General features: G+C 63.7%; 10 protein-coding genes. 3 read left to right on the top strand and 7 right to left on the bottom strand.

The annotated features are described in order from the left end of the window. Positions 1-174 precede the first annotated feature (174 nt). Complete coding sequence (locus ABJF10_RS11135) at positions 175-600, bottom strand: GFA family protein (protein ID WP_348544639.1); 426 nt, start codon at positions 598-600, stop codon at positions 175-177. Between the two features lie 248 nt (positions 601-848). Beyond that, the gene (locus ABJF10_RS11130) at positions 849-2,018 is read right to left on the bottom strand and encodes a class I SAM-dependent rRNA methyltransferase (RefSeq protein ID WP_348544638.1); all 1,170 of its coding nucleotides are present in this window, start codon (positions 2,016-2,018) and stop codon (positions 849-851) included. A gap of 133 nt (positions 2,019-2,151) precedes the next feature. Here ABJF10_RS11130 and ABJF10_RS11125 point away from each other — a divergent pair, with 133 nt between their 5' ends. Both ABJF10_RS11125 and ABJF10_RS11120 read left to right on the top strand, forming a co-directional pair. Beyond that, a complete protein-coding gene (locus ABJF10_RS11125) occupies positions 2,152-3,600 on the top strand; it encodes a trypsin-like peptidase domain-containing protein (RefSeq protein WP_348544637.1) in 1,449 nt (482 codons plus the stop codon). Positions 3,601-3,718: 118 nt separating this feature from the next. Continuing rightward, a complete protein-coding gene (locus tag ABJF10_RS11120) occupies positions 3,719-5,017 on the top strand; it encodes a D-alanyl-lipoteichoic acid biosynthesis protein DltD (RefSeq protein WP_348544636.1) in 1,299 nt (432 codons plus the stop codon). Here ABJF10_RS11120 and ABJF10_RS11115 read toward each other — a convergent pair. Genes ABJF10_RS11115 through rsmH form a run of 4 tightly spaced genes read right to left on the bottom strand, consistent with a single transcriptional unit; the run spans position 4,947 to position 8,005 of the window. Next, entirely contained in the window at positions 4,947-5,306 is a 360-nt protein-coding gene (locus ABJF10_RS11115) for a hypothetical protein (protein ID WP_348544635.1), read from the bottom strand. The two genes, ABJF10_RS11120 and ABJF10_RS11115, sit on opposite strands and share 71 nt — an antisense overlap. Before the next feature lie 36 nt (positions 5,307-5,342). Beyond that, the gene (locus ABJF10_RS11110; RefSeq protein WP_348544634.1) at positions 5,343-5,870 is read right to left on the bottom strand and encodes a hypothetical protein; all 528 of its coding nucleotides are present in this window, start codon (positions 5,868-5,870) and stop codon (positions 5,343-5,345) included. Between the two features lie 53 nt (positions 5,871-5,923). Continuing rightward, the gene (locus ABJF10_RS11105) at positions 5,924-6,916 is read right to left on the bottom strand and encodes a 2-hydroxyacid dehydrogenase (RefSeq protein ID WP_348544633.1); all 993 of its coding nucleotides are present in this window, start codon (positions 6,914-6,916) and stop codon (positions 5,924-5,926) included. A gap of 33 nt (positions 6,917-6,949) precedes the next feature. Next, complete coding sequence (gene rsmH, locus ABJF10_RS11100; RefSeq protein ID WP_348544632.1) at positions 6,950-8,005, bottom strand: 16S rRNA (cytosine(1402)-N(4))-methyltransferase RsmH; 1,056 nt, start codon at positions 8,003-8,005, stop codon at positions 6,950-6,952. Between the two features lie 62 nt (positions 8,006-8,067). On the opposite strand from rsmH, the gene ABJF10_RS11095 reads away from it, so the two are divergent. Then, complete coding sequence (locus ABJF10_RS11095; RefSeq protein WP_348544631.1) at positions 8,068-9,360, top strand: acetylxylan esterase; 1,293 nt, start codon at positions 8,068-8,070, stop codon at positions 9,358-9,360. Positions 9,361-9,562: 202 nt separating this feature from the next. Here the strand turns inward: ABJF10_RS11095 and ABJF10_RS11090 are convergent, their stop codons facing one another. Next, complete coding sequence (locus tag ABJF10_RS11090) at positions 9,563-10,567, bottom strand: ThuA domain-containing protein (RefSeq protein ID WP_348544630.1); 1,005 nt, start codon at positions 10,565-10,567, stop codon at positions 9,563-9,565. Positions 10,568-10,682 lie beyond the last annotated feature (115 nt).

Genomic DNA, 10,682 nt, shown 5'->3' with positions numbered 1-10,682 from the left:
TTTACCGCGGGGACTTCGCTAACTTTTTGCAGAAAGGATGAAATATCCGGGTTAGACCCCTCGTGGCGTGGACCCAGGGTAGCTCGTGCCTCGCAACCCTGGGCTGGATGATGAAACGCCGTTGGCGTTTGTCTCCCGCAAAACCTAAAGTGCGGACCCGCGCCCGCCCGCCCGTTACGAAGGATACTTCTCAAACTTCGGCAGCGCGGAATTCATGACATCCCAAGGCTGCGCGTCGCAGGTCCACGCATCGAGCTGCTGCTGAAATCCGCTGGCATCATCGAGGCTCGTCGTCCGGATCCCCACGATCTGCGGGACCGCGTCGGGCAGGCTCAGGATCGGCGACCCGCAGGCGGCGCAAAAGCCGCGCCGGTTGTGGCCGCCCGCTTCACTCGGCGTGGGGTGAAAGCGGGGTTCGCCTTTCACCACCCGGAAGGCATCCTTCGGCACGACCACGAAGGACGAATACGGCCCTCCGCTCGATTGCTGACAATCCCGGCAATGACAGTGCAGCATGACCACGGGCAATGCAGTGGATTCATAGCGAATCGCGCCGCAAGCGCATCCGCCGGTCAAGGGTGTGGTGAGAGTGGCAGACATGGGTGATGAAATGGGTTGATGGGTGTTCGGGTGTTCCTAATACGACGAATGAAGCAGTGGCTGGAGGACATTCATTTGCCGTTTTTTTTTGGCAACGCGGAAGTGGCGAGGGCGGTGTGATGTAGGGCGCGTGTCTCCACGCGCCGGGATGGCGCTGCGATCCCGATTCTGGCCCGGCGCGTGGGGACACGCGCCCTACACCGGTGCTCGGCGCGCGCAATTCGTGCGCACTGCCTGGTCGGTGGTGGCTACCGCCCTGGGGCGAGTTCGAAGAGCCAGCCTTTGAGATACTCGGTCTCGGGGAGCGTGGTGATGATGGGGTGGTCGGCGCCCTGGGTGTAGGTCGCGAGCTGGCGCAACGTCTTTTTGGCGTCGACGGCGGCTTCGTTGATCACATCCATGAAGATTTCGCGGCTGACGTGGTGCGAGCAGCAGAAGGTGGCGAGCAGGCCGTCGGGGTTGAGGAGCTTGAGGGCGCGCAGGTGGATCTCCTTGTAGCCGCGCATGGCGTCGCCGAGCTTGCCCTTGTTCTTGGTGAAGGAGGGCGGATCGAGGATGATGAGGTCGTAGCGGGCCTGCTGGCGCTCGAGGTCGTTGAGCAGGTCGAAGACATTGGCCGCATACGTTTCCACCTTCAGGTTGTTGCGCTCGGCGTTGCGCTTCACGAGTTCCACGCACTCGACGCTGATCTCGATGGCTTGCACCTGGCTGGCGCCGGCCTTGGCGCAGGCCAGGGCGAAGGCGCCCTGGTTGGCGAAGCAGTCGAGCACCTTGCGCCCGGCGGCGTGGGCGGCGACGGCGGTGTAGTTCGGCAGTTGATCGAGATAGAAGCCGGTCTTTTGTCCCTGGAGGAGGTCGACCTGGAAAGTGATGCCGTCCACGGTGATCTCGAAGGGCGCGGGCGCTTCGCCGGCGAGGACGCCGGTGTGCAGTTCGAGGCCCTCGGCTTTGCGAATGGGCGCGTCGTTGCGCTCGATGATGGACTTCGGATGAAGCAGGCCTTGCAGGGCTTCGGTGAGCAGGGCTTTGCGCTGGTCCATGGCCATGGTCAGCGTCTGCACCACGAGATGATCGCCGTAACGATCGACAATGACGCCGGGCAGGCCATCGCTTTCGCTCCACACGAGGCGGCAGAGCCGTGGGTCGACCTTGCGCCGTTCGCGATACTCGACGGCTTGTTTCAGGCGGCGCTGGAAGAATTCGAGGTCGAGGTCCTGGCGTTGCCGGGAAAAGCGCCGGGCGATGATCTGCGACTGCGCATTGTAGATGGCGGAGCCGAGCAGGCGGTCCTGCCCGTCCTTGAGCGAAACGACGTCGCCATTGGCCGGTTGCCCGAAGGCCTTGAGCACCTCGCTGGCGTAGACCCAGTCGTGGCCGTGGAGGATGCGGGAGCGAGGTTTGATGATGAGTCCGGCCATGTGGTGGGGGGAGAACGTAGAAGCGGGGTGGGGGAAGGTCAACGTCCGCTCGCCTTCCGGCGCTTTTCGGCTATTCTCCCCCCGAACGCTTTTGAACGGTCACTTCGATGGCGTGTCGAAACCTTCCTCCGCCATGCCATTCCGAATCCCAGCCGTGCTTCTCGCGCTCGCGGTGCTGCCGCTGGCGGGAGTGTCGGCGGCGGACGGGGACAAGGAAAAGGGCGCGGCGGCGCTGGGACTGTTGAAGGCGATCGACGACGGTTTCGTGCAGGTCTTCGAAAAGGTGGCCCCGACGGTGGTGATTATCGATGCCATCAAGCGGACGAACGATGACGACGACGAATTGCCGCGGGGCTTTGAGTTTTTCCTCGATGACGGGCGCCCCGGGCGGCGCGACACGCCGAAAGTGCCGGGACCGCCGACGCACAGCGAGGGCTCGGGTTTCATCGTGCGGAAGGATGGCTACATCCTGACGAATCATCATGTGGTCGCCGACGCGGAGAAACTCACGGTGCGGCTGAAGGATGGACGGTCTTTTTCGGCGAAGCTCATCGGCGGAGACGACCGGACGGATGTGGCGGTGATCAAGATCGAAGCGAAGGATCTGCCGACCGTGGAGTGGGGAGACAGCGAGAAATTGCGCGTGGGGCAGATGGTATGTGCCATCGGCGCGCCGTTCAGCCAGGACTATAGCTTTACGGTCGGTTGGGTGAGCGGCAAAAACCGGACGAACCTGCTGGGGCCGAGCTCGACGACGATTCTTTTCGAGGACTACATCCAGACCGACGCTTTCATCAACCCGGGCAACAGCGGCGGGCCGCTCTTCGACGTGGAAGGAAAGATCGTGGGCATGAACACGCTGATCAATGGGCTCGGGCATGGCCTGGCCTTCGCCATCCCGGCGGGGATGTTGCAGGACGTGGGCCAGCAGCTCATCGCCACCGGCAAAGTGCAGCGGCCGTGGCTGGGGATTCGGATCGAGACGCTGGCCGACAATAGTTCGCTGCGCGCGCATCTCGTGGGCATCGAGCAGGGGGTGGTGGTGGATACGGTGGAAGCCGATGCGCCCGCCTACAAGAGCGACCTGCGGCCGGCGGATGTCATCACCGAAGTGGACGGGGTGAAGGTGAACTCAGCGCACGATTTGCAGCGGCTCATCTTGAAGAAAAGGATCGGGCAACCCGTGAATCTCACGGTGTGGCGCGCCGGGAGCACCCTGCAAATCGCGGTGGCCACGGGCGAACTGCCCATGGAAGTGACGAAAGTGGCGAATGTCGCGCCGGCCAAGGACACGCCCGGCGCGAAGGCGGAGACACTGGGGCTGAAATTGCGCGATGGGAAACCCACCGGTGCGCACGTGCTGAGTGTGGCGGCGGGCAGCCCGGCGGCGCATGCCGAGATTTTTGCGGACGACGTGATCACGGGCGTCGAGAGCAAGCCGGTGAATGATGCGGCGGGCTGTGTCTCGGCCATCACCACCGGACTCGTCACGAAGGGAAATAAAGGCGTGCTGATCAATATCGAGCGCCAGGGACGGCGCGCCTTTGTGATCCTGAATCCCCGTCTGCCATCGCCACCCTGAGTGCGAAATCTTTCCTTGGTTGGGGCGGCCGGTGCCTCGCAAAAGGCACCGGCCGTTGCTTTGGACGCGGAACGAAATCGGATTGCACCCCGCCCGTTTCGGGCAACTTTGGCACTGCATGAATCCTCCTGATCGCCCGTCGCCCAGGCAGCACCTCCGCGCGGCCGCAGTGGCGCTGGCGCTGGCGGCGCTGTGCGTGGCAGTGGAGTCGGGCCGCGCGTGCCGCCGGGAGCGGCGGGATCTCCACACCGTGGCGGCGGAGAATTCATCGGTGAAAGACCTGGGGGTCGTCTGGCAGAAAGAGACTTTTGCGCAGCCGGATTTGTTGCCGCTCTATGGGAGTTCGGAGCTGGTCAAGAAGGCGCCGAACAAGGCCAGCCAGTTCTTTGCGCGATATCCCACCGGCTTTGCCATTTCGCCGGTGGGCCGCCCCAGTTGCACCTCGCTGATCCTGCTCGAGAAGATCGCGGCCTCCGGCGCGGCAGCGCGGGGACGCAAGGTGGCCATCTGTGTGTCGCCGAGTTGGTTCATCACCAAGGGGGCAAATCACGATGGCTTCGCCGGAAATTTTTCCGCGATGCAGGCGAGCGAGCTTTTCTTCAGCGCTCCGCTGAGCCTGCGGCTCAAGCACGCCATTGCCCGGCGGATGCTGCGTTATCCCGAGGTGTTTGATCAGTCGCCGCTGCTCGCGGTGGCCGCGCGCGGGCTGGCCGGGGATCGCCTGCGGGACCGGTTGCTCTACTTCGCCAGCGTGCCGCTCGGCCGCCTGCAAAACGTGGTGTTCCGGCTGCAGGATCATTTCGAAGTGATCGATCAGTTGGAGCAGGAGCGCCGGCGGGGCCACGCGCATGATCGGCAGGAAGCGCAGCCTAATTGGGACGCGCTATTGGCGACGGCGCAGACGCAGTGGACGCCTTTGCCGGAGGATGTGCCCGATTCGCGCCTGCGCCAATTTGCCAACGATGGCGCGTTTCTCCATGCACTCCAGTATTCCTACGAATGGGGCGACCTGGAACTGCTGTTGCGCGCGCTGCGGGAACTCGGTCTCGACCCGCTCGTGCTGAGCATGCCGATCGAGTATGCGCATTTCGAACGCATGGGCATCTCACCCCAGTGCATCGATGCCTACGCGTGGCGGCTGCGCGCCTTCGCGGAGCGCTACCAGGTGCCGGTCGTGGATTTCGCGGACCTCGGCGAAGACCCGCAGTTTTTTGCGGATCACTTTGGCCACCCCAGCGCGAAGGGCTGGATCTACTTTGATCAGACGTTGGACGATTTCTATCACGGTCGTCCGCTCCGCCAGTCGGCGTCGGCGTCGGCGTCGAAAGAAACGCTTCCCCGTACGCCTAGTAATCCTCCGATTGATCGCCCTCGGCCTCATCAGTCAGGGCCTTGGTCAGCGATTCCTGGAACATAAGGAAGCGCTTGGTGACGAAGAGCGGATCGCGTTGCTCGCGCGCGTCGACAAAGGCCTCGAGGAATTCTTCGATCGTCATCTCCTCGTACTCTTCCGCATCCGACTCCCACAGGCGGTCGGCGAAGGCGACCTTGTGCGTGGCCTCGAAGCAGCAGAGCGCGAGCTCGAAATCGAGGTCGTCGAATTCATCGCCGAAGAGCTCCACGACGCGGGTCGTCGCATCGCATTGGATCAGGTCATCGCTGATGAAATGGACAATGCTGATGAACGAGGTGACGTAGTAACTCATGGGATTGCGATGCGGCGGACGATAGGGCACGGCGGCTTACTTGGCCGGGAAGGCCGTGGCCAGGAACTCGAGGAACTTCTTGCGGGAATCTTTCACCAGCGGCGCGGGGCCGGTCATTTTCACGAAGACGTTGCCATCCGGATGCTCGATGATCGCGCCGAGCAGGGCGTAGTTTTCCAGCGTGGTCGCGGGGCCGCCCGGCATGCCGCTGCTGTAGGTGCCTTCCGTGGTGACGAGCGTCACTTTCGCGCTGCCGATTTGCTGTTCCTCGATCTTGGCGGCGTTCTCATTGCCGCGGAACTGGCTCACCCAGCGCTGGGCGTTCGACTGAATGTCGCCCCCGCCATCGGGACCGAAATGAAAGAAGGTGATCTCGGCGGCTTCGTTCGGCTTGGCGCCCGGGACCTTGAGCTGGGCTTTGCGCATGGGCGAGCTGACCGGCACCCACGTCCAATCCGCCGGCCGCTTGAAAGTCAGGCCGCCGACCGGGAAGGAGGCCGGGTCTTCGGCGCGCAGCGTGACGGCGCCGAGGAGGCAAAGAGCGAGGAGGGCGAGGCGTTTCATAGGGCAGCTTGTGTAGAGCCGGTCTGCCATGCGCGCAAGGAAAGACCCGCCGCTCACTTGGCCGGCGGCGCGTTTGTGCACCGGCCTGTTGTTTCGAACTCCGTCAGGTTGGCCACCGTGGTGGCGGCGATATTCTCCAGGGCGTTGCGGGTGAAAAAGGCCTGGTGCCCGGTGATGAGCACGTTCGGAAAGGTGAGCAGCCGCATGAAGATGTCGTCGGCGATGATCTTGTCCGAGAGGTCCTCGAAGAAGAGGTCGCCTTCCTCTTCATAGACGTCGAGCCCGAGGTAGCCGACGCGGCCCGACTTGAGGGCCTCGATCACCGCGCGGGTATCGATCAGCGCGCCGCGGCTGGTGTTGATGATCATCACGCCGTCGCGCATTTTGGCCAGGGCCGGGTCGCTGATGAGGTGATGGTTCTCCGGCGTGAGCGGGCAATGCAGGGAAATGACGTGCGCCCTGCTGAAGAGCTGATTGAGCGTCACGAACTCGACGCCGAGTGCCACACATTCCTTGTTGGGAAAGGGATCGTAGGCGATCACCTCGCAGCCGAGGCCGAGGAGAATCTTCGCGGTGATCGCGCCGATCTTGCCCGTGCCGATGAGGCCGACGGTGCGCCCGTGAAAATCGAACCCGAGCAATCCATCCAGCGAAAAATTGCCTTCGCGCACGCGGTTGTGCGCGCGGTGGATCTGGCGGTTCAACGTGAGCATCAGGCCCACGGTGTATTCCGCGACGGCATGTGGTGAATAGGATGGGACGCGCCCGACGGCGATGCCCAGCCGAGCCGCCTCGGGCAGGTCTACGTTATTGAAGCCCGCGCAACGCAGCGCGATGAGGCGCACACCGAGCGCCGAGAGTTCCTCGATCACGCCGGCATCCAGCGTGTCGTTGACGAAAACACACACGGCGTCGGAGCCGCGGGCCAGGGCGACCGTCTCCGCGGTAAGATGCGGCTCGAGAAAGCGCAACGTATGACGTTCCTCGTTGGCGGCGAGAAAGGACGACCGGTCGTATTTCTTCGTGCTGAAAAAGGCGACGTTCATTGGGTAGGAGGCTGCCTTCCAGCGCTCGCGGCCTCAACGTGAATCTTCCGCCTTCCTCGCCCAGCGCAGCTTCGCGCTGGCCGAGCGGGGGTTGGCGCGCAGTTCCTCCGCGCCGGGCCGCTGGACATCGCGGGCGATGTCTGTGTAGGCGCCGTCCTGCAGGCCGGCCTTGAAGGCGTGTTTGACGCGCCGGTCTTCGCCGGAGTGAAAAGTGAGGATGGCGACCCGTCCGCCGGGCCGCAGGCACTGCGGCAAGTGGCGCAGGAACGTATCGAGCGCGCTGAATTCGTCATTCACCGCGATGCGTAGCGCCTGGAAGACGCGGCGGATGGAATCGTTGGGCTCGACGCGAGGCAGGGGCGCGAGCGCTGTGCGAATGACGTTGGCGAGAGCCGTAGTCGTGGCGATCGGCGTGCGCGCCTGTGTTTCCAGAATGGCGCGAGCCAGCAGCGTGGCGTTGGGTTCGTCGGCGTTTTCCACGAGCAGTTGCTCGAGCTTGGGAGCAGTGAGTGAGGCGAGCCGGACAGAGGCGGGCTGGCCGCGCTCAGGGTTCATTCGCAAATCCAGCGGACCCTCGACTTTGAAGGTGAAACCGCGGGCCGGGTTGTCGATCTGCATCGAAGACAGCCCGAGGTCCGCGAGAATCAGGTCAGCGCCGCCGGGCGCTTCGTGGGCGAGCAGCGCGGCCAGGCCGGCGTAATTGCTGCGGTGCGCGGTGAAGACATCCGGGCCGAAGCCCAGGGCGCGCAAGCGGGCCTCGGTCTTGGGCAACTCAACGGGATCGACATCGAGGCCGAGGAGACGTCCACCCGGGTTGATCGCGGGCAGAAGCTCCCGTGCATGACCGCCATAGCCGAGCGTCGCGTCGACGGCGCATTCGCCCGGCTGTGGCGCGAGCACTTCCAGGATCTCCCGCACCATGATCGGGCGGTGCGTGCCGGCGGGGGTCTTCCCGCTGGCCAGCACTTTCTCGACGTCCGTGGCGTAGCGATCCGGTTGGTGCTCCTTGTACTTCTCGTGGAAGTGGCGTGGATTTTTTCCGGAGTAACGCGGGCGGCGGCGCGGCTTCTCGGGCAAGGGATCGGTCATCGCGCACAGCCTAGCCACATTTGCGATTGGCGGGGGAAGCGAATTTGCAGTTAGGCTCGCGCATGTCCCCGAGTTTTCCCCACGCCGCCGTCTTTCTCGCCGTCATGACCACCGCCGCCGCGCTCCGCGCCGCCGATACCTCCTATCCCGATCCCCAGTCGCTGCCCGCCAACCCGAGCCTGCCCGAGGCGCTCGTTTCCGGCGATGGCCAGCGCGTGACCACGCGCGAAGCGTGGCAGGAAAAACGCGCACCCGAGTTGCGCCGGCTGTTTCAGCACTACGAATACGGCACCTGGCCCGAGACCGCGAAGGTCACTGCCAAGGTCACACGCGAGGACAAAGCGGCGCTCGGGGGCAAGGCAACGCTGCGCGAGATCACACTTTCGCTGTCGCATCCGGAAGGCGGGCAGATTCATCTGCTGCTGGTCACGCCAAATGATGCGAAGAAACCCTCGCCGGTTTTTCTCGGACTGAACTTCAATGGCAATCTTGCGCTGCTCCCCGATCCGCAGATCTTCGTTCCGCCGGGCTGGAAGTCGAAGAAGGGCGAGACGCTCGAGCAGAGCCGCGGCTCGGAGGCGGACAAGTGGGCGCTGGATCAATCGATCGCGCATGGGTATGCGGTAGCGACATTCTGGAACAGCGAGTTTGTGCCCGACGACAAGGACGCCGCGGAGGCGATGCTACAGAAGTTGCGGCCCGCGGGCTCCACCGAACGCGGCCCGAGCGACACCGCGACCATCGCCGCGTGGGCCTGGTGCCTGAGCCGCGCGGTGGATTATCTCGTGACCGATCCCGCGCTCGATGCGAAGCGCATCGCCGTTGTTGGCCATTCACGCAATGGGAAGACTGCGCTTCTCGCCGCCGCGTTCGACGAGCGCATTGCGCTGGTGGTCCCGAGCCAGGCAGGCTGCGGCGGTTCCGCCCCGTGCCGGGTTTCGGCAGAGCTTTCCACGGAAGGCGCGAATGGACGGTCGATCGTCGAAACCGTGAAACGCATCAATACGAGCTTTCCCCATTGGTTCAGCGGGAATTTCAAGGCATTCAACACCGAGCCGGCGAAACTGCCTTTCGATCAGCACGAATTGATCGCGCTCTGCGCGCCGCGGCCGGTGCTGCTCTCCTGCGCGACGGAGGATCTGTGGGCCAACCCGGCGGGGCAATTCGACATGCTGCGCGCCGCCGATCCCGTCTACAAACTGGTCGCCGGTGATGGCCTCGGAGCCACGCAAATGCCCGAGGTCAGCAAGCTATTGCCCAGCCGGCTGGGCTACTATATCCGCCCCGGCAAACATTCGATGACCCGCGAAGACTGGGCTGTGTGGCTCGACTATGCGGACAAGTGGATGCGATAGGAAGTGGATGGTTGATAGTGGATAGTGGATAGCCGTCGCAAGCTTGCGGACGCGGTGGACCCAATCCGCAACAAGGGATGGCACGGCTTGGCCTGCGATCACCGCAGTCCGAAAACCGGCTATCAACTACCAATTGTCCCCACGGCACCGCGGACTTCTCGCAAAGCCTCGAATCTCAACTATCCATTGGCCGCCGCGGCCCCTACTTCACTTCCGGATTCGGCGTGGCGCTTCCATCCGCCAATCCCAAGGCCCACTTGATGCCGCCGAGAATGTGCGCCTGGTACTGCTTGCTGATCTCGGGCGTATTCACGCGGCCGGGCAGGGCGGGATCATCGCTCCAGAGGTCTTCGCGGTGGCCGAGCGAGGTGTAGAAGACGTGGCCCTTGCCGGCCAGCTTGCACCAGGAGACGGGGAAGAAAACCTGCGTCGCCGTTTCATTCGGGTCGTGCTGCATGAACCACAGCATGTGCACCTTTGACCGGTCCTGGCTCTTGATGTGATACATCTCTTCCTGCTTGAGGTCCCACTTCGAACCGAGGCCGGCGTTGGCGGGATGCGCGGTGTCGGCAGCCACGAGGTCGGCGGGCACCTGGGCGTGATGCGTTTCAAATTCGCCGCCGAGCATTTCGATGTAGCCGGGGAATTTGTGGAAGGTGTCGCTGCCGCTGTGCATCGCGGCGAAAGCGTGACCGTCTTCGATCCACTTGATGAAACCTTCCTTGTCCGGCAGCGGCAGATCGCCGGTGGTGTTGGCGAAGATCACCATGTCGATCTTGTTGGCCGCGAGATTGGACGGGCTGACCTTTTCGAGGCTCTGCTTGATGCCGGCGTCGAGTTGCGCCTGCTTGTCCTTGGCGTCCTTCTCCACTTCCGGCGTCCACTTGGCCATTTCGGCGTCGAACTTCTTCATGTCCGACTCGTAACGGGCCTTGGCCTTGTCGTCCGCATCCGGGGCGAGGTCCTTCGGCTTGTTGGGCTTCCTGGGCACCTGGATATCGGGCTGGCGCGCGAAATCGACGACCGTGAAGACGCCGGATTCCTCCCCGAGCTTTTGCAGCGTCTTTTCCGCGACGGCAATCGAGCTATGGCGGAAGCCAGTGGTGGTGGTGACGACGAGCACGCGCTTCGCGTCAGCCGCAAAACTGGAGAACGCCGGCCCGGCGGCCAGTGCGAGGACGAAGAGGAGACGGAGGGAGGGTTTCATAAAGGCGGAAGGATGAGGGATGGAGGATGAAGTCACCCGAAGGCGGCTGGGGAATCGAGGGCGAATTGTTACGCCTACCCACTACCCGCGGTGGACGCAAGGCTTAGGAGGGAAC

The organism is Chthoniobacter sp., assembly GCF_040003245.1.
Taxonomy (GTDB): Bacteria; Verrucomicrobiota; Verrucomicrobiia; order Chthoniobacterales; family Chthoniobacteraceae; genus Chthoniobacter.
Note: the sequence above shows the minus strand (reverse complement) of the source record. Positions and strands in the feature narration are given on the sequence as shown.